14 protein-coding genes are annotated in these 19705 nt (G+C 70.6%); 4 read left to right on the top strand and 10 right to left on the bottom strand.

Features of this window, described 5'->3' with window-relative positions; all coding sequences use genetic code 11:
* Position 1 precedes the first annotated feature (1 nt).
* From OWM54_RS41535 to OWM54_RS41520, 4 genes are all read right to left on the bottom strand, one after another.
* The gene (locus tag OWM54_RS41535; protein ID WP_223749036.1) at positions 2-2167 is read right to left on the bottom strand and encodes a sensor domain-containing diguanylate cyclase; all 2166 of its coding nucleotides are present in this window, start codon (positions 2165-2167) and stop codon (positions 2-4) included.
* A complete protein-coding gene (locus OWM54_RS41530; protein WP_046718030.1) occupies positions 2164-2445 on the bottom strand; it encodes an FtsB family cell division protein in 282 nt (93 codons plus the stop codon). Before OWM54_RS41530 ends, OWM54_RS41535 begins: the two co-directional genes overlap by 4 nt.
* 113 nt (positions 2446-2558) lie before the next feature.
* Positions 2559-3077: a TlpA family protein disulfide reductase gene (locus OWM54_RS41525; protein ID WP_223749037.1), complete on the bottom strand. Its 519-nt coding sequence runs from the start codon at positions 3075-3077 to the stop codon at positions 2559-2561.
* 1 nt (position 3078) lies between these two features.
* Positions 3079-3549 (bottom strand): Fur family transcriptional regulator, encoded by a 471-nt coding sequence (locus OWM54_RS41520; protein ID WP_194869482.1) that lies wholly within the window; start codon positions 3547-3549, stop codon positions 3079-3081.
* A 483-nt stretch (positions 3550-4032) separates the two neighbouring features.
* Between OWM54_RS41520 and OWM54_RS41515 the strand changes: the two genes are divergently transcribed.
* The 3 genes from OWM54_RS41515 to OWM54_RS41505 all read left to right on the top strand — a co-directional run bounded on the left by OWM54_RS41515 (position 4033) and on the right by OWM54_RS41505 (position 6552).
* A complete protein-coding gene (locus tag OWM54_RS41515; RefSeq protein ID WP_324289177.1) occupies positions 4033-5124 on the top strand; it encodes a hypothetical protein in 1092 nt (363 codons plus the stop codon).
* A gap of 15 nt (positions 5125-5139) precedes the next feature.
* Positions 5140-5490, top strand: a complete 351-nt coding sequence (locus tag OWM54_RS41510) for an FmdB family zinc ribbon protein (RefSeq protein WP_267700903.1) — start codon at positions 5140-5142, stop codon at positions 5488-5490.
* 312 nt (positions 5491-5802) lie between these two features.
* The gene (locus OWM54_RS41505; protein WP_223749040.1) at positions 5803-6552 is read left to right on the top strand and encodes a hypothetical protein; all 750 of its coding nucleotides are present in this window, start codon (positions 5803-5805) and stop codon (positions 6550-6552) included.
* Positions 6553-6594: 42 nt separating this feature from the next.
* Here OWM54_RS41505 and OWM54_RS41500 read toward each other — a convergent pair whose 3' ends face one another.
* The gene (locus OWM54_RS41500) at positions 6595-7332 is read right to left on the bottom strand and encodes a PHP-associated domain-containing protein (RefSeq protein WP_223749041.1); all 738 of its coding nucleotides are present in this window, start codon (positions 7330-7332) and stop codon (positions 6595-6597) included.
* A 63-nt stretch (positions 7333-7395) separates the two neighbouring features.
* Entirely contained in the window at positions 7396-7671 is a 276-nt protein-coding gene (locus OWM54_RS41495; RefSeq protein WP_046713894.1) for a hypothetical protein, read from the bottom strand.
* Positions 7672-7896: 225 nt separating this feature from the next.
* Between OWM54_RS41495 and OWM54_RS41490 the strand changes: the two genes are divergently transcribed.
* Positions 7897-8103 carry a hypothetical protein gene (locus OWM54_RS41490; RefSeq protein ID WP_141330411.1) on the top strand — a complete coding sequence of 69 codons (207 nt, stop codon included), beginning with the start codon at positions 7897-7899 and terminating at the stop codon, positions 8101-8103.
* 77 nt (positions 8104-8180) lie between these two features.
* Here the strand turns inward: OWM54_RS41490 and OWM54_RS41485 are convergent, their stop codons facing one another.
* From OWM54_RS41485 to OWM54_RS41470, 4 genes are all read right to left on the bottom strand, one after another.
* Positions 8181-10337, bottom strand: coding sequence for an alpha-amylase family glycosyl hydrolase (locus tag OWM54_RS41485; RefSeq protein ID WP_267700902.1), 2157 nt, complete (start codon positions 10335-10337; stop codon positions 8181-8183).
* A 121-nt stretch (positions 10338-10458) separates the two neighbouring features.
* Positions 10459-13005, bottom strand: coding sequence for a protein kinase domain-containing protein (locus OWM54_RS43480; protein WP_420715367.1), 2547 nt, complete (start codon positions 13003-13005; stop codon positions 10459-10461).
* 64 nt (positions 13006-13069) lie between these two features.
* Positions 13070-17239, bottom strand: a complete 4170-nt coding sequence (locus OWM54_RS41475) for a serine/threonine protein kinase (RefSeq protein WP_267700901.1) — start codon at positions 17237-17239, stop codon at positions 13070-13072.
* A gap of 52 nt (positions 17240-17291) precedes the next feature.
* Positions 17292-19691, bottom strand: a complete 2400-nt coding sequence (locus tag OWM54_RS41470) for a serine/threonine-protein kinase (protein WP_267700900.1) — start codon at positions 19689-19691, stop codon at positions 17292-17294.
* Positions 19692-19705 lie beyond the last annotated feature (14 nt).

Raw genomic sequence — 19705 nt, 5'->3', positions numbered from 1 at the left:
CTCAAGCCTCGTTGACGGCCTGCAGCTTCCGACCGCCCTGCATGATGGCCACGGTGACCGACTGGTTCCGGCCGTTGCGCTTGGAGTGGTAGAGGCACTGGTCGGCCAGGTCGATAAGCTGCTGCTTCTCCATCCCGTTGTCCGGGAAGGTGGCGATGCCCAGCGACATGGTGATGCGCAGCGGGCCCATCTCGGTCTGGAAGACCTCCGCCTTCACCGCCTCGCGGATGCGCTCGGAGATGGTGTACGCGCCCTTGGCGTCCGTCTCCGGCATGATGATGACGAACTCCTCGCCGCCGTAGCGGGCGACGATGTCCGTGTCGCGCGCCATGGACTTGATGATGCGCGCCACGCCCTTGAGCACCTGGTCTCCCGTCGGGTGGCCGTAGGTGTCGTTGACGCTCTTGAAGTGGTCCACGTCCGTGAGGATGACGGAGCACTTGCGCTGGTAGCGCCGCGCCTGTGCCAGGATTTCGTCCGCCTTCGTCTGGAAGGTGCGGTGGTTGAACAGGCCGGTGAGGCCGTCCGTGGTCGCCATCCGCTCCATCTGCTCGTAGAGCTGCGCGCGCAGCACCGCCTGCGCGGCCTGGATGGCGATGACCTCGATCATCCGCAGCACGTCCTGCTCGAAGTTCGCCTTCTTGCGCGAGCCCGCCACCAGCGTGCCCAGGATGCGGTCACCCGCCACCAGCGGGAAGATCTTCAGCGCGCCCAGGCCGCGAATCTGCGTCTCGTCGTCGAAGATGACCTGGCGGTCCATCGCCTTCAGGTCACGCCCCGGCAGCGGCGCGCCGTAGCGCACCACGTTGGCGACCAGGCCGTTGTTGTCCTGGAACGAGCGCCCCTCCAGCGCCTTGCCCTGCGCCGTGACGCCCGTCATCCGCGCCACGCGGTGCATGCGCTTGCCTTCCACTTCCGACACCAGCGTCACCGCGCAGAAGTCCAGGCCCGCCAGCTGCCGGGTGCTCTCCAGCACCGCGACGAAGACCTGCTCGGGGCTGCCCGCGCGGTTGAGCTCCTCGATGGCGCGGAAGAACCGGTCCTTCTCGTCGCGCGTCTTGCGGATGTAGCTCATCACCCGCTCGACCTCGATGGAGCGCAGCACCTCGCCGGCGATGGTGGACAAGAGCTTCTCGTCCTGGTCGCTGAACGGCTCGTTGCCCAGCCGGTCCGCCACGAGCACGCCGCGCACCAGTCCGCCGCCCTCGATGATGGGCACCGCCAACAGCGCCTGCACGCCCGGGCCACCGCCGTCGTAGTACGAGACGCCCTTCAGGCCCTGGGGCGAGTTCATCCGCACCGGCGCGCGGCGCTTGAGCACGCCGCCGATGATGCCCTCCCCTGCCCCGAAGCGATCCCGCTGCACCCGGTCCGAGCCGGAGCGGCAGTCATAGAGCTTCAGGCTCCGGTCATCCGACGTGAGCAGGAACGCCGCGCAGGTGTGCGTGCGCAGCCCCGTCTCGGCGATCTCCAGCGCGGCGTGCACCGCGCCCTCAATCTCCTTCACCGAGGCGACGAGCCACTTCTCGTCGGAGCTCATGCCGCTGAAGCTGTCCTGCGTGCCGGAGCTCACCAGGCGGAAGGTGCGCGCGCGCTCCTCCACCTCGCGGATGCGCTTCTGCACCGCGTCGCTCTCCGCCCGGCGCGCCACCGCGATGCGCGAGGCGAGCACCAGGTGGTACAGGCCCGCGAAGAGCACGAGGAACGCCGAGTGCGTCGCGAAGCTGGCCGGGTTCGGCCACGGGCCGCCCAGCGTCACCAGCCCGTCGAACACCAGCGCCACGCCCAAGAGCGTCAGCCCCGCGTTGCGCGGCAGGAAGGCGACCAGGAACGCCATCAACAGATAGACGATGGGGAACAGCTCGCCGCCGCCGATGGCCACGACGATGAACGCCGCGGCGATCAACCCGCCGCCCAGCTCCAGGTCGTCGCGCAGGTCGATGACCGCGCCCACCGAGCCGCGCATGGCCCGGCGCCACGCCGCCACGGCGATGCCCACCAACAGGAACAGCACCAGCCCGGCCTCGGTCCACTCCAGGGTGTGCAGCCCCCGGAAGCCCCCGCGCGCCAGGTGCACGAAGGTGGACAGGCCCGCCGCGGCGGGGATGAGCCGCACGACGTGACGCAGCAACTTCCCGGGCGACGGAAACGTGCTCAGCGACGTCATGGGGACTCCAGGTGGAAGACGAGTTCGCCCGGCTTCACGTAGCCAAGCTCTTCACGGACGGCCCGCTCCAGCGCCGCGGGGTCCTTGCGCAGGGCGGCGATCTCCTGACGCAGCGCCTCGTTCTGCGCGTCCAGGGCGGCGTTGCGCTGCTGCAGCGCGCTCACGTCCTGACGCAGGGAGAGGTAGCGCCGGAAGCCCTTGGCGTCCGCCACCGACAGCAGGCTCAAGGCCCCCGCCACACCCACCGCCACACCCAGGAGCTTTCCGCGTGCCGTCATGAACGCCACGGACGGTACCAGCGAGCCTTGCCCCCGCAAGTAATCCGCTCCAGCCCTGTAGCAGTCGACGCGGCCTCACGCGCGCGCGACGCAAGCCGTGCGACTCGGAGCCGTCAGTCCTGCTTCAGGAGCTTCTCGATCGCCTTCGCCACGTCCGCGTGCCCCTCCACGCCCTGCCACCCGGCCACCGCGCGGCCACGCCTGTCGAGCAGCACCGTGGTGGGCAGCCCCTTGATGGGGCCGAAGGGGCTGCGGCCGTCGATGATGCGCTCGGAGGCGAGCAGCACCGGGTACGGCGACGCGTAGTGGTCCGCGAAGGGCTGGAGCACGCGGGCGCCCTCCAGGTCCATGCCCACGGCCACCACCTGGAAGCCCTGGGCGCCGTACTCGCGCTGGAGCGCCTCCAGCGTCGGCATCTCCGCCAGGCACGGGAAGCACCACGTGGCGAAGAAGGAGACCAGGACGACCTTGCCGGACAGCTTGCCCACGTCGTGGCGCGTGGGCCCCACCGACGGCAGGGCCAGCGCGTGCAGGAAGGCCGGCCCCGCGTCCACCGGCCGCGACCCGGCGCAGCCCGCCGACGCGACGGTCAGCAGGACGGCACAGGCCGCGACCCGGAGGACGGCCCGCATGTCACGCTTCCGAGGGTGGGCCGCCACCGCGCTGGCAGTCACGACACAAGCCGTACAGCTCCATCTTGTGCGACGTCACCGTGAAGCCGTGCTTGCGGGCCACCGCGTCCTGGAGCGTCTCGATGCGGTCGTTCTCGAACTCGACGATGGTGCCGCAGCGGGTGCAGATGAGGTGGTCATGATGGTCCCTCCCCGCCGCCGCCTCGTAGCGCGTCTGGCCGTCACCGAAGTTGCGCGCGTGGGCCAGGCCGCACTCGTTGAGCAGCTTCATGGTCCGGTACACGGTGGCCACGGAGACCTTCGCGTCCTGTGAGCGAACCTTGTTCCACAGCTCCTCCACCGACAGGTGGCCGCCGACGGCGAAGAAGGTGTCGATGATGAGGCTGCGCTGCCGCGTGCTCTTGAGGCCGTGTTGGGCCATGTAGCGGGCGAGCACCTCGTCCTTGTCCTTGATTTCTTCGTGGCCCTGCATGGAAATCCCTCGGTAGGAGGCCGGCCTTGCGGCGCCCCTCCTCATCCTTGTTGTAACCGCGCCGAGCGAATCGCGCGCTTCCCGCCCCGCCCCAGGCTCCGGTCATCCTCGAAGTAAAGCGTCAGCGACGACTGTTGGTCTCCGGACGTGGGGCATCTGATACCTCCAGCCCACCCCGCCGGCAACGTCCGGCAGCCGGTGCCAGCAAGCCCTCCCCCCTCCGCTCGCCCCCCATCGCGACTTGCAACCGCCACAGGCTGTTTAGAATGGAGTCGGACTGGCTCATTGACACCTGTCTGGCCGCGAAGATAGAGGCATCCGCCCTCGTAAACGAGCATTTTTCCGCACCTTTCCATGACCAGCCCCTGGCAGAGAAGACGACAGCCCGACGACGTTCCCACCCCCGTGGCGGTTGCCGTCTCGGATTTCTGCCGGCGCGCGAAGTCGCCGGCCCCCGCCCCGGAAGTCCGGGAAGCACTCGCCTTGTTGGCCGAGGACGACGACTTCCGGGTCCGAGCCCTCGCCGACGGTGAGCCGGAGACCTCCCCCCTCGGCCCCTTCGCCGTGGTGGACATCCTCCAGGGCACCGCCCCCGCCGTCGCCGCGCAGCGTCAGTCCTGCGGCTTCTACGACGTGGCGCGGGAGCTGGCCTACGTGCGCGAGCAGAAGACGCCCAAGCCCGCGCCCGCCGCCAGCCCGGCCATCCCCTCCTTCGCCACCCCGGCCCCCCAGCCCTCGGGCGACGGCGCCAGCAAGGCGGCGAAGAAGGGCGCCAAGGCCGAGGAGCCCTCCATCCTGGAGCGCATCGCCCCCAAGAAGCGCGTCGCCGTGGACGAGGAGACGACCTCGCCCATGGATCAGGACGAGGGGCACAGCTTCCTGCGCCGCGACCTGCCCCGCCCCCGCGGCCGGTTCACCCGCGTGGAGGCGCCTCGCAGCCCGTTCGTGGAGCTGACGCGCCAGAGCGGCAAGGACGTCCTGGAGGCCTCGCTGGAGGGCTCCGAGCACCGCTTCGCCCTGCTGCGAAACCTCTCGCACCGCTTCAATGGCTCGCGTGGAGACCTGTCCCTGGTGGATCTGGAGACGGTGCTGCGCGATCACGGCCTGCTGGAGGCGCTGCAGGAGAAGGAGCGACTCCAGCTCCTGGACGCCTACACGCAGCAGCGTGGCGCCACGGGCCGGGTGGGCTGGGCGCTGGGCGTGAGCCCGCCGGAGCTGCAGCGGCTGGTGTCCGCGGTGGGGCTGACCGAGGAGGTCGAGGCCCTGCGCGAGCGCTTCCGCCGCGAGGCGCTGGCCACGTCCCATCTGACGCACCGGCTGGATCTGCTGGGGCGCGAGAAGTACCTCGCGGACCTGGGCATCCAGCGCAAGTTCAACGACTCGCTCCGCAAGGAGCTGGAGCGGCTGCTGAAGGACGAGGTCCCCACCGCCTCGGACCTGCACGGCCTGGCCGAGGCCGTGGGCCGCAAGTATGGCTCGCCCGGTGAGCTGGTCTTCCGCGCCATCGAGCGCCTGGGGCTGGCGGAGGGGCTGCGCAAGCAGCTGCACTCCGGTGGCCCTTCCTCAACACCCTGAAGAGGCAAACCACCCATGCCCATCTACGAGTACGCCTGCCAGAGCTGTGGAAAGATCATCGACGTGCTGCAGAAGATCTCCGACCCGACGCCCGCGGCCTGCACCGCCTGCGGCGCGGAAGGCTCGCTGACCAAGGTGGTCAGCCGCTCCAGCTTCGTCCTCAAGGGCGGAGGCTGGTACTCGGACCTGTACAGCTCCACGAAGAAGGACGGCGACTCGTCGTCCTCCTCCAGCTCGTCCTCGAGCAGCAGCTCGTCCTCGTCGAGCAGCGCGTCGTCCAGCAGCAGCTCGTCGTCGAGCAGCACGCCCGCCGCGTCGAGTCCCGCCGCCTCCACGCCGGCGGCGGCCTCCAGCGACAAGAAGTAGCCGCCCGGGCGGGAGGGGCTGAAAATTCGCGCGGGGTCCGGGAGCGACGCACACTCGCTCCCCGTGCCCTTCCCTCCCTCCAAGCGTCCTCCCCGTCGCTGCGCCCTGTGTGGCCATCCGGAGCTCACGGATACGCGCGGGCTCGGCCGCTTCCTGCTCGTTCCGGACCCGCATGGCCGAGGCCCCGTGTGTCCGTCGCAGCGCGGCTGCCGTGGCGGCAAGCGGGACAGCGCGGCCGAGTCCACGCTGACGCAGGCCTCGCGCTGAGCTAAACCGGGACCTCCCGCGCTCCCTGTCGCGGAAGGTGCCCCGATGCTCGCTCGACGCCCCCATTCCCTCCTGACAGTCCTCGTGCTGACCGCGCTCGCGGCCGGCTGCGGCAACTACACCCGCATGGCGCCGGACGCCCGCACGTCCCTCCAGCGGACCCTCACCGGCCCCGACGCGGAGCAGTACCTGCGCCTGTCCGGCAACGTCACTCCCTTCTTCGGCGACGGCTCCAAGCGCCTGCTGACGCCCTACGCGCCCGAGGACGTGCGCCTCCTGGACGACAGCAGCGGCAAGCCCATCTCCCCCGGCGCGGTGGAGCGCACCCTGCCGGTGGGCACGAAGCTGCGCATCACCAAGGTGGAGTTCCCCACCGCGTGGGTGGTGGCCGAGCGCGTCCTCTACACCCCGCGCACCTGGCCCTGGGTGTACCTGGCCGAGGACGGCGCGAAGCCCGACGCCCCGCCCCTCATCCTCGTGCTGCCGCCCAACCTGGATCAGCCCAACGACTTCCGCGCGGAGCTGGAGAAGTACCTCTCCCCGCAGAACCCCAAGGCCCTGATGGAGGCGTTCGCCGCCCCCGTGCGCGACGCCATCCGGGAGAAGCGCCTGGTCGCCAACATGTCGGCGGACGCGGTGCGCATGGCCTGGGGCCCGCCGGAGCTGGTGCGCCGCTCGCTGGAGGGCGCCGCCAAGAACGAGGAGTGGACGTACCCGGGCGGGCGCCGCAAGGCCTTCCTGTCGGACGGCCGGCTCGCTCGCGCCGAGGAGGCCGGGGCCTCCGTTCTGCCTTGAGACGAGGCCGGGGCCTGCGTGCCGCCCTGAGCCGCCGAGGCCCTACCGGCGACCGCCGCCACCACCGCGGCGGCGCTTGCCACCCCCACCGCCGCCCTGCTTGCGGGCCGCCTGGGCCTCCCCCGGGCGCGTCAGCCGGGGCAGCTCGCCGGCCATCACCGGCCAGAACTCGCCCTTGAGCAGCTCGGCGATGAGCTGGGCCTGCGACGTCACCGGGTTCTTGAAGAACGTGGCGCCCCGGCCCACCTCGTCCAGCGAGCCCCGCGCGTCGCTGCCACCGGTGCACGGCAGCTTGAGCGCCTCGGCGGCCTCCACGGCCAGATCATTGGACGTCTGCTTCACCCGGGCGTTGTAGCCCTCCACCGCGCACAGCACGTTGAGCGAGCGGACGTAATCCATGGCCGGGTTCGGAGAATCCCTGTCGAAGGGCCGGGCGGCGACGATGGCCGCACCCAGGGCCTTCACCTTGGGCAGACACTCCGCGGCGCTCCAGGGCTTCTCGCGGTTGCTGCCCCACATCTGCACGGGCTCCGGGGCCAGCTCCGGCTTCGGGAAGAAGCACAGGTATTGGCCTCGGTCCGTGACCAGCTCCAGCCCGACGAAGACCTTCACCTTCGCCTTCGCACCAATCTCGAACAGCTCGTCGCAGCCGTCCTGGGTGTTCGTCTCGGTGAAGGCCACCCCGTCCAGGCCGAACATCGCGGCCCGTTCCAGCACGGCGCGAGGGTCCAGCTCGCACCCCTTGGACAGGTGGGAATGGGCGTGCAGGTCGATGAGCATGGGCGCCGCTCCCTAACAGGCTCCCCCGGGGCTGTCGAGCCCGTGCTGCCCGCCCCGCCCCTCTCAGGCGAAGGCGTAGGACTGGAAGGTCCCCTGCTTGGCCTGCGTGTTCTTCTCCTCGTAGGTGCGGATGAGGTAGCCCATCAGCATCAGCGAGGACGTGTTCTCCAGCACCCGGGACGGGTCCTTCGAGATGAGATTGGCGCTGTAGTTGAGGAAGAACTGCGCCAGCTCCTCCCCCGCCTCCTTGACGATGAGCGCGTTCAGCGCGGTGGGCTCCATCGTCCGGATGGTGTTGATGAAATCAACCGCCAGATCCTTCTTGGTCTTCACGTCCACGGGCCTGCCCCCTTCCCCAACACGCCGCCACTCGTGGCCCCTGCCGCGAGCGCCCCCAACCGGGTGCGACCAGGACAATCTAGGCATGTCCCCCGCGCTGCAAACCCCCGCCACGAGGCCACCCCCACACCCCCCGCCAGGAAGCCGGGTTTTTGACACCTCTGAACACCCCGTGCGATAAAGCCCCCTTGTCCTGTGTCGGGACCGCACAAGGAGTGGCAGGCGATGTTCACGGGCGTGAAGGTCTTCTCCGCCACCAAGGCGAAGGAGCGCGAGGAGCTGGGTGAGAACGTCACCCGTTGGATGAAGAGCAACTCCGATCTGGAGATCGTGGATCGCGTGGTGTGCCAGTCGTCCGATAACGAATTCCACTGCTACACCCTCGTGCTCTTCTACCGGCACGGGAAGCAGCAGCAGCCGTCGCAGCCGTAGTCTCAGGCAGTCCCCGCGGCCCTCTCGGGTCCGCGGTCCGGAAGGGGGCGGCCCCCTCCTCCCTCATCCCGAGCGGCCTATTCGGCGCGAGGCACGTACACGGCGACGCTGCGCGCGGGGACGACCAGCTGGGTCTCCGTGCCGGCGAGCTGGAGCGTCCTTCCGCTGAAGACGTCCACGTACGTCGCGGCGCTGGCCGCCAGGCTCCCCAGGGGCTCCACCACCAGCGGGCGCTCCACGTCGCTCCGGTTGATGGCCACCACCGCGCCCTGCCCGTCCGGCAGCGAGCGCTGGTACACGTACAGGTCCTTCTCCACGCGCAGGGTGTTCCGCGAGCCCGTCTGCAGCGCCGGCGACGCCCGCCGCGCCTGACCCAGCTTGCGCACGTGCTCGAGCAGGTCCGCCTCCAGCTCGGTGAGCGTGGAATCGAAGCGCATCAGCCGGCGGTTGTCCGGGTCTCCCGCGCCGGGCAGTCCCACCTCGTCGCCGTAGTAGATGAGCGGCACGCCGGGCTGGGTGAGCACGAAGGTGAAGCCGTACTTCGCCTTCTCGAACGCGGCCGCGTCCGTCACCGTGGCCGCCGGGCGCGCGCTGCTCCAGGGGTCTCCGCCCTCCCCGTCCAGCTGCTTCGCGGCCTGGGACATGAAGCGGGCCACGTCGTGGTTGCCCAGGAAGGGCGAGTTGAGCGTGCCGGGCGCGTAGTAGACCTCGTTCTCGCGCACGGCCTGGTCCACGCGCTCCAGGCTCTGGCCGTCCGCGAAGGCCTCGCGCACCGGCCAGTACAGCGGGAAGTCGAACTGGCCATCCAGCTCGCGGGGGCTGATGTAGCGGGCGATCTGGGAGCGGCCATCCGCGCCCACGAAGGTCTCACCCACCAGGTAGAACTCGGTGCCCGTCATCGCGGTGAGGTCGCGCAGGCGCCCGCGCAGGGTGCGGCCCGCCACCTGGTCCATGTGCTTCACCGCGTCCATGCGGAAGCCGTCGAAGTCCGCCTCCTCCAGCCACCACAGCGTGTCCGCGATGAACTGGTCCACCATGTTCGACGAGCGCCAGTTGAAGTCGGGCAGGTAGTCGGTGAACTTGCACGTCAGCCGCTTCTCCTCCCAATCGCAGTCCTGGCTGCCGCACACGCAGCTGGCGGAGGTGTTGAACCAGTCGTCCTCGCGGTGGGTGACCCAGTACGGGTGCTCCTGGTGCACGTGGTTGAGCACCAGGTCGGCGATGACGCGGATGCCCTTCTTGTGGGCCGCGGCGGTGAGCGCGCGCAGCTCCTCGAGCGAGCCGAAGCGGTGCTGCGTGGTGCGCGGCCGGGTGGGCCAGTAGCCGTGGTAGCCCGAGTAGTACTTGCCGCCCGTGCCGATGAAGCGGCCCTCGGGGTTCTGGTCCACCGGCGAGATCCACAGCACCTTGACGCCCAGCGAGTCGAAGTAGCCGTCCTCCAGCTTGCGGGTGATGCCGGCGAAGTCGCCGCCCTGGTAGTTGGCGATGGGGTCCACGTCCGCCACCGGCCCGTCATTGTCCGGGCGGGCGTTGAGGAAGCGGTCCGTGAACGCGAAGTACATCAGCCCGGACTCCCACCGGAACTTCTGGGGCTCCACCCAGAACGGCAGGTAGAGCGGCTCGGCCGAGCGGCCCGCCTTGTCCGTGGCCACCACCTTCACGTGGTGCTTGCCCTGCCCCAGCGCCTCCTCGCGCAGGGTGATGCGGCCCGTCTTCGCGTCGAACGCGTCGGGGCGCGGCTGGCCATCCAGCGTCACCACCACCTTGCCCGTGTCGGGGCCGGCCTCGTCGGTGCCGTCGACGTACGCGACCTCCACGTCCAGCACGCCCTCGGGCGTCGCGGTGAAGCGGCGCAGCTCCAGCATGGGCTGCCGGCAGTCGGGCACCGTCAGGCGCGAGTACTCCTCCGCGCGCACCCAGCGGGAGTACGGGTTCTGCGGGTCCATCACCTGCTGCTGGCCGATGACGAAGCGGTAGCCGTAGTCGCGCGGCTCCAGCCCCTCCAGACGCGCGGTGTAGACCCCGTCACCCCGGTCCGCCATGCGCAGCGCGGAGGAGGAGAAGCCATTCCATTCCCCCGCGACCGACACCGCGCCCACGAGCGACTGCTGCGGCGCGTACGTCAGCACCACCTCGCAGGTCCGGACGGGGATGGAGTCTTCGGAGTCACCACAAGCCGCGGAGAGGAGCAACACCGGAAGCGCGAGCGAACGGACCATGCGGGAGTGCGTCATGCGAGCGCCTTTCTACGGGAGGCCCGCTCGGTTTTCCAAGCCCCCACCCGGCGCCTTTTTGACTCGCCGCATCACGCCCCGGGATTGACCGGCACCGGACACCCGGCCGTCTCGGGCCTTCCTATTGCTGGGAGGCGCCCGTCACGCCCTCGTACTCCTGCAGCGCGCGCAGCACCTTGCTCGCCTGGGGGTGGCTGCTGGGCGCCAGGTCCAGGAAGAGGCGGTAGTGCTTCGCCCCCTCCTCCTTGCGCCCGAGCCGGGCCTCCACCGAGCCCAGCAGCAGGTGGCACTCGTAGTTCCCAGACTCCACGGAGATGCACTCGCGGGCCTTCGCCCTGGCCGGCTCGTACTGCTTCGACCTGAGCAGCTCACGCACCTCGGTCAGCAGCTTCTGGCCCGGGGTCTCGGGCTCGGGCGTCTCGTCGATGACCAGCGAAGCCGCCGGCCGGGGTCCGGAGGGTGCCTTCGCGGTCCCCTGGCGCTGGGGCGACGGAGGGGGCTCCGTCGGGCGGGCCGAGTCGGCGAAGTCCTGGTCCAGCGCGCCCTTGGCGGACGTGATTCGGACCTCCACCTGGCCCTGGTTGTCCGAGGGGTCATCGTCCACGAAGCCGCAGTGGAGCCCGTGGACGCCGGTGAGCGGGACGTCCGCGCCCTGGGACAGGAGGAAGCGCCTGGCGCGGGCCGGAGGCGTCCCGGGGCCGTCGCGCTCCAGGGAGACCTGCTGGACACAGGCCACCGTCACCACCGGCCCCTGCTCCGGGCCGCGGGTGAAGGCGCCCGTGCCCACCGACGACAGCGACAGCGTGTAGCTGTCCGAGGGGTCCATCCCGTCGAGCAGGAAGCTGCGGCCCACGTCGGTGACCATCCACTCCGGGTGGATGAGCAGCTTGCGCTCCTGATGGGTGCGGGTGTTCACCACGGAGACGATGCGCTCGGGAAGGTCGTCCTGGGGCGTGGGCCCGCCCACCGTGAAGACCATCACCGACGCGGCGCCCGCCGGCGGCGTGTCGCGACCGACCATGCCCACCGCCGCGTCCGCCGCGACGTTCTTGCCCGTCAGCAGGTAGAAGAGGCTCGGCAGGGGCTTGGCCCGGTCCGCCGCGGTCAGCGACGTCGACTCCGTGACGCGGTAGGTGTGCGCCGGATCCATCGCGCCCAGCGCCGCGCGCCCGGAGGACACCGCGAACAGGTGCCGGGCCGCGTCCAGCCGGAACGAGGCGACGGGCATCCGGGCGGAGTCCACGCCCTCCTTCCTGGGCGTCACCACCGCCTGCTGCGCCGGCTTCACGACGGGCGGCCCCGGCGCCACGCGAGGCGCGTCCGCGTCCTTGAGCTGCGGGCCGGGCAGCGGGGGCCTCGCCGGCCCCGCGCTCGCGGGCTTGTCCGGCGGCATCCAGTCCGCCTTGAGCCGGTCGAAGGACGACCACAGGAGCGCCAGCAGGATGAGCAGCCCCGTGCCCACCACGACGTGGTGCGTGGAGATGCGGAAGCCGTTCTCGAAGAAGCCGCCCCGGTCCGGCGAGTTGCCGTCCGTGTCGTCCTCGTCCTCCGCCAGGCTCTGACCGCCGTCGGGCAGCTCGCTCGGGTGGCTCTCCTGCGTCGCGGGCTCGGTGCGCAGCTCCGGGGCCGACAGCTCCGTGGGCCGGGGCAGCAGGTTGGTGGTGGCGCGCCAGACGGACAGCTCCTCCACGAACGAGGCGGGGACCTTGGTGTCCTTGCCCAGCTCCGTCATGTCGGGACGGAACAGCTCGCGCAGCAGGTAGGCGGCGGACATCGCGGAGAAGCGTGGCGCGGCCTTGAAGAGGAACCCCGCGAGCGCGTCGCCGAAGGCATGCGCGGACTCGAAGCGGTCCTCCTTCCGCACCGCGAGCGCCTTGTGGAGGATGGCGTCCAGGCGCACCGGCACGTCCGGCCGCACGTCCCGCGCGCGAGGCATCGGCTGGCGCGTGTGCAGCTTGTGCAGCACCGCGTACTCGGGCCCCTCCAGGGGCAGCCGGCCGCACACCATCTCGAACAACACCACCGCCGTGGCCCACACGTCCGTGCGCGCGTCCACCTCCTCGCCCCGGGCCTGCTCGGGGGAGAAGAACAGGTACTTGCCCTTCACCACGCCGGGCGCGGTGTCGAAGCTGCGCAGCGAGCGCGCCTTGGCGATGCCGAAGTCGACGATCTTGACCTGGCCCTCGTAGCTGATGAGCACGTTGTCCGGGGAGATGTCCCGGTGCACGATGTGCAGCAGCTCACCCTTGTCGTCCGTGCGCGTGTGCGCGTAGTGCAGCCCCCGGCACATCTCCAGGGCGATGTACGTGGCGATGGGCACCGGAAGGCTGGCGAACTGCGAGCGCAGCGCGCGCTTCATCACCTTGTTGAGCGGCTGCCCGTCCACGAACTCCATGGCCAGGAAGTACTCGCCATCCACCTGCCCGAAGTCGAAGACCTGGGCGATGGCGCCGTGCGACAGCGAGGCGGAGATGCGCGCCTCGCTGATGAACATGGAGACGAACGCCTCGTCGTTGGCGTACTCCGGCAACACCTTCTTGATGAGGACGGGCTTGGTGACCCCCGCGGCCCCCAACAGCTGGGCCCTCCAGGTCTCCGCCATCCCCCCGCGGCCGATTCGCGACTGGAGCTCGTACCGGCCAAACTGTTCGTGCTGCGCATTCGCCATTGCGGCGTAGGGTATCCCGGGGCATCCCGTTCAAAAAGGGTCGTCAGGGAATACCCGCGACCTCTCATCTCCCGAGGGGCGGGGGCGTTTTCCCTGAATTTGTCTGGCCATACGTCTGGAGGATGCCATTCACCGAGCGCGCCTCGGGGTGGTGGGGGTGGCGCTTGACGAAGGTCCGATAGCGCTCGAGGGCGCCCTCGGTCCTGCCGAGCAAGAGCTGCATGGCGCCGGAGAGGACGAGGCAGTCGGGCTGCTCGGGAGCCATGCGCAGACAGTCCTCGGCGAGCAGGAAGGCGTCGTGGTGCTGACCGGAGCGCGCCAGCCGTTGCGCCTGGAGGGCCAGACGCTCGGCCTCCTCGTGATTCGGAGTGGAGGGCCGGCGCGCCTTCTCCCATGGGGTGACGTGGACCTCGGCCTCGCCCTCGTTGTCGAAGCTGGCGTCGTCGATGAAGGCGCAGCGCAGGCCCTGGATGCCGCGGACGCGGGCCTCTCGCCACTCGGAGATGAGGACCTGCAGGGGCTGCTCGGCATGGGCACCCGGCTCGCGGGGGCCCGGGGCGGACTCGTGGGGGGACCATTCGAGGCAGGCCACCTGGGCGGCCGGGCCGTGCGCGCGGCCTCGGAGGAACACGCCCTCCCCTCGGGGCACGAGTGAGAGGGCATAGGTCTGCCGGACGTCGAGCCCCTTGATGCGGAAGCCCTTGCGAGCGGAGAGGCGCATGGGCTCGGGGTGGAAGGTGAAGCGCTGTTGGTCCTCGGTGTTGACCTTGCGGAGGTAGACGGACTGGGGCGAGAGGTCCTCTCGCGTGGGCTCGCCGAGGGTGAACAGCGAGATGGCGCGGACGCCCTGGAGGGTGATGGGGTGGCGGGACACGATGCCCTCGCGGACCTCGGGACGGACCGCGTCTCCGGAGAGCAGGAAGAAGACGAGGGGCTCCCTGCGCGGCGTGGGCTCCTGGATGAGCGGGTCGGCCATCCACTTCGCCTGCGTCATCCCCCAGAAGCTGTAGCTGGCCGAGGCATCGAGGCGGGAGAAGGCGACCAGGTCGAGCGGCACGCGCAGGACGTGGCGCTTCGAGTCGAGCACGAAGGCCGTCTCCTTCGGGTACTCGCCCACGGACTCGGGCTCGTCGGTGGGCTCGGTGCCGTCGGCTCCTGGCGAACCGTGGGGCGAGACGGCCACGAGCGGCCGTGGGTCCGGGGACGCGGCGGTCGGGTCACCGGGGGCAGGCTGGGGTCGCGCCCGCGGACGGAGGGGGTTCGCCCCACCGGGTTCCGTCGGAGCGGGGATGGGCTGGGTCGGGGAGATCTCCCCGGGCTCGGACCGCCTCGATACGAGGAAGGGGATGGCCACCGCGGAGAGCAGCAGCAGGGCGGCGCCCGCGGCGATGACGGTTCGACGATGACGCCTCGGGATGGAGATGGAGGCGAGCCGGACCGTGGGCGCGCTCCCGGCGGGAACCGAGTTCAGCACCACGGTGGGCGCGTTCGCGGCGCGCGCCGAGGCCTCCTGATTCGACATGGGCGCCATCCCCGCGGGCAGCGTGCGACGCGGAGGCGGCGACGCGGGGAAAGGCGGGGTCGGCACGGCGTCCGAGCGAAGCACCTCCGTGGGCGCGCTCGCCGCACGTGTGGAGGCTTCCGGGATGGCCCTGGGAGCTGAATCCAGGGTGTGGGTACGACGTGGCGCCCCCGGCGTCGCGGAGGTGGCCCCTGGGTGCGGTGACTCCACGGAGGCGCTCGCCGCACGCGCGGATGACTCCGGGACGACCGCGGGAATCGAGCCGAGGGGGCGAGTACGACGTGGCGACGAAGTGGAGGTCGCCACGGTTCCTGGCGCGGGAGCTGAGTGCCCCTCCGCGGGCGAGCTCGCCGCACGAGTCGACGCGTCCTGGGCGACGAGGGGAGCCGGACCCGAGGTCTGGGTGCGACGTGGAGGCGGAGGGGCCGCCGCCGAGGTTGTTTGGGCGGATCCGGGGTACCCCTCCGGATAGCTGGTCGCCGCGCGCGCCGACGGCACCTCCTGGAGGACCATGGGCATCGGACCCGAGGTCTGCGTGCGACGTGGAAGCGGAGGAGCCGCCCCCGAGGTTGTTTGGGCGGATCCGGGGTACCCCTCCGGATGGCTGTTCGCCGCGCGCGCCGACGACACCTCCTGGAGGTCGCTGGGCATCGAGCCCGAGGTCTGGGTGCGGTGTGGTGACGACGAGGAAGGCCCCTGGACCGAGGGGAACCGCACGGTGGGCGTGCTCACGGCCGACGAGGCGTCGTGAACCGCCGCGGGGAGCGAGCCCGCAGTCTGCGTACGGCGAGGTGACGAAACCGAGCCCCCCGACGAGCTCGAGGCGGAGACCGAGAACGCGGGCATCGTGTTCTCCGCCGCGTCATCGCTCGCCACGGAGAACAAGGTCGAGGTCTGCGTGCGACGCGGTGGCGTCGTCGACGAAGGTCCCGATGCGATCAACGCCGAGAGCGAGAACTCCGGCCTCGTGAACTCGGAAGCCTCGGGGACCACCGAGGGCAGCGAGCCTTCCGTGCGGGCGCGTCGGGGCGGCGACGATGAAGGTCCCGACGGGTTCGAAGCGGAGAGCGAGAACTCCGGCACCGTGGAGTCGGGAGCCTCGGGGACCACCGCGGCCAGCGAGCCCTCCGTGCGGGTGCGTCGAGGAGGCGGCGACACGGATGGCCCCGACGGAGCGGAAGCGGAGAATGCGAACGCGGGCACCGTGAGCTCAGGTGCCGCGGGCAACGAGCCCTCGGTGCGGGTACGACGTGCTGGAGACGCCGAGAACGACCGCGCCTCGGAGGTGCTGGCCGAGGACGCAGGCAGCTCCCCAGACGTCTGGGTTCGACGCGGTGATGAGGGGCCCGGAGTCGTCGGACTCGGGGCTCCACCGTTCGACGCCTCCACCGAGGACACCGCGCCGCCAGGCATGGCCCGGGGGCCGGAAGTCACCGCGGACCGAGGCGGCGTGGACCGGGTCGCTGACCCCGACGTCGAGGCGCGCGGCGGCGTTGCTGGCGAGGCGCCCCCGCCGGTCGAGCGCTCCCCTGCCCCGCCATCCCCTCTCACTGCCTTCGCGGGTCCAGGCGTCGTGGGCCGCGTGGACGCCAGCGGAGGACCGGATGGCGCGGGGCGAACCCCGGCCCCCACTCCGGGCGTCGTGGGTCGAGCATCCTCGGGCGTCACGTCCGGCAGCGGGGCTCGGGGACCGGAGCCTGGTGACTCCTGCTCGCGCCACGTCGACAGCTCCTCGACGAAGGCGGGAGGGACCTGGAGCTCACGGCCGTCCTTCTGCAAGTCCTCCCGGAACAGCTCACGAACCAGGTAGGCCAGGTTCATCGTCGAGAACCGGGGCGCGAACGAATAGAGGAACGCGGCCAGCGTGTCGCCGAAGGCATTGGCGGACTCGAAGCGCCGCGCCACGTCCACCGACAGCGCCTTGAGGATCAGCTCATTCAGCTCGGGCGGCAGCTCCTGGCGCAATTGGATGGGCGGCGGGAAGTCGCCCTGGGCCATGCGGGTGAGGACCACCGGCTCGGGGCCCACCACGGGAGGCTGTCCGCAGAGCATCTCGTACAGCACCAGTCCCGTGGCCCAGATATCCGTGCGAGCATCCACGTCGCGCCCCCGGGCCTGCTCGGGGGAGAAGTACAGGTACTTGCCGCGCACGACGCCGGGCTCCGTGTGGAAGCCGCGCAGCATGCGGGCCTTGGCGATGCCGAAGTCGACAATCTTGACCTGGCCCTCGTAGCTGATGAGGACATTGTCCGGAGAGATGTCGCGGTGGACGATGCCCAGCGGCACGCCCCTCTCGTTCGTGCGCGTGTGCGCGTAGTTCAATCCCCGACACATCTCCAGGGCGACATAGACGGCCAGGGGGATGGGCAGACGCGGCAGGCCCATCCGCGCGCCCCGCTTCAGGACGCGATTGAGCGGCTGTCCATCCACCAGCTCCATGGCCAGGAAGTACTGGCCATCCATCATCCCGAAGTCGAAGACCTGCGCGACGTTGCCGTGGGACAGCGAGGCCGAGATGCGCGCCTCGCTGATGAACATGGAGACGAAGGCGTCGTCGTCGGCGAACTCGGGCAGGACCTTCTTGATGAGGACGGGCTTGGTGACTCCGGCGGCGCCGAGCAGCCGCGCGCGCCACGTCTCCGCCATGCCGCCACGGCCGATGAGGAACTGGAGCTCGTAGCGTCCGAACTGCTCATGTGGATCATGCGCCATGAGTGCCCCCCCGGGCCTTGCGCGGAAGATACGACAGGTCACGAACGAACGCTCACCGCGGTGGATCCACCCCTTCCAGACCTGACAACAAGCCCTTCACGACCTCCGTCTGTGCATGCCGGGGATGCAGCTCCAGGAACCGTCTGTAGAGGCGCGCCGCCTCGTCCGGGCGCCCCTCCAGCGTCGACGCGGTCCCGGACATGAGCAGACATTCCGCGTGCTGGGGGGCCAAGGACAGACACTTCTCGCCGAGCGAGCGCGCGCCCCCGGCGTCACCGGCCTGCAGCCGTTGCCGCATCTGCAGGACCAGCGTCCCCACGTCCGCGCTCCGCGCCTTCTTCGGAGGCGGACGCTGGGAGGGCTCGGGCTCCTCGATGCGCAGCCGCAGCGCGCCCGAGTTGCCGTCCACGCTGTCGTCGATGAATGCACACCGCAGCCCGAGCACGCCTCGAACGCGACGCTCGGTACCGACGGAGAGGAGGAACTGGAGCAGGGCCCCTTCCCGCTCGGGCCTGGGGGCGTTGCGTGGCGCCGCATCGGCGTCGGGCACCCACTGCGCGCAGAGGACGGCGCGCGCGGGTCCTGCCTTGGGTCCGTGGAGGAACGCGTCGCGCTCGGTCGGCTCCAGCTTGAGGGAGTACAGGACCGCCGGGTCCAGGCCGGTGAGCGTGAGCGCTCGCTTCAGGAGGAGGCCTTCCGCGTCCGGGCGGAAGGTCGTGGTCTGGAACTCTTCGCGGCCACGGCCCGCGAGTCGGATGGTGCGTCCGGGGATGGCGCGAAGCCCCGGCGGTCCCAGCCTGAACAGCGAGGCGAAGCGGGCCCCCGAGAAGCGCGTCGGGGCGAGCGTCACCTGACCGAGACGGACGGCCTCGGGGAGTGTGTCCGCGTCCCCGGACAGCAGATGGAAGACCGGGGTCGGCCCGTCGACGTCGGGGGTAAGGACCTCGGGCTCGTCCTGAGCGGGGACCGTCGCGTCGCCGAGCGCATAGGTCCGCGAGGGGTCGAGCGACTCGAAGGTCCGGAACGTCCGCGGAACGACGAGGACATCGCGGTCCGCCTCGAGCATCAGCTCCCTCACGGGATACGCGATGACAGCGGGAGGGCGCAGCTCGCCGGTCACGGGCCGCGTGTCGCCCCCTGCGACCGGAGTGCCAGTGGAGTCCGAGGGGATGGCGCGGGCGATCAGGAGTCCGGTGAGCACCGTGCCGATCACCCCGAGGGACACGAGTCCGGCCACACGCCATCTGCGGGAGAGCCACAGGCGCGACATGAGCCCGAACGCGCCGAGCAGCTGCGTGGGCGGCTCGCCGGACAGGCGCGCGGCATCAAGCACCGTGCGGTCCAGGTCCGGACTCCTGGCCAGGGGCATGGTGCCAGGGTGTGGAGCGGCGGGGAGCTCCAGGGTCTCCCGGGGGTGCGGCTTCGAGGGGGGCCTGGAGCGGGCCTCGGAGGTGCGCCAGGACGCGAACTCCTCCTCGAAGGAGCGAGGGACGTTGAGGGTGCGTCCCTCCTTCTGGAGGTCCTCGCGGAAGAGCAGCCGGAGTGCGTGCGCCAGGTCCTGGGACGAGAACGAGCGGTTCTGGGAGTAGAGGAACTCCGCGAGCCCTTCGGCGAAGGCATGCGCGGAGTGGAAGCGCGCGGACAGGTCCACCGAGAGGGCGGACATTATGAGCGCGTCCAGCTCGGCGGGGAGGCTGGGGCGAAGGTGTCGGGGTGGAGGGAACTCGCCGTAGGCCAGCCGCAGCATCACCGAGGCCTGGGTGCCGGTGACGGGAGGTTGTCCGCAGAGCATCTCGTAGAGCACGAGCCCCGTGGACCAGACGTCACTCTGGGCATCGACCTCCAGGCCCTTGGCCTGCTCGGGGGAGAAGTAGAGGTACTTGCCGCGCACGACGCCGGGCTGGGTCTCGAAGTCGCGGGCCATGCGGGCCTTGGCGATGCCGAAGTCGACGATCTTGACCTGGCCCTCGTAGCTGATGAGGACGTTGTCCGGAGAGATGTCGCGGTGGACGATGCCCAGCGGGGCGCCCTTCTCGTCGGTGCGCGTGTGCGCGTAGTGCAGGCCCCGACACATCTCCAGGGCGATGTACGCGGCGAGCGGAGGCGGCAGTCGCGGCAGGCCGAGCCTGGCGGCGCGCTTCAGGACGCGATGGAGGGGCTGGCCGTCGACCAGCTCCATGGCGAGGAAGTACTGGCCTTCGACGCGCCCGAACTCGAAGACCTGGGCGATGTTGCCGTGGGACAGCGTGGAGGAGATGCGCGCTTCACTGATGAACCGGGAGATGAAGTCCGAGTGGTTGGCGAACTCGGGCAGCACCATCTTGATGAGGACCGGCTTGGTGACGCCCGCGGCACCGACGAGCTTCGCGCGCCACGTCTCCGCCATCCCGCCCCGGCCCAGGAGGGACTGGAGCTCGTATCGGCCGAAGCGTTGGTTCCGTTCGGTGGACATGGGCGCGTGCCGTG

This window comes from Myxococcus sp. MISCRS1, assembly GCF_026626605.1.
In the GTDB taxonomy this organism is placed as follows: Bacteria; Myxococcota; Myxococcia; order Myxococcales; family Myxococcaceae; genus Myxococcus; species Myxococcus fulvus.
Note: the sequence above shows the minus strand (reverse complement) of the source record. Positions and strands in the feature narration are given on the sequence as shown.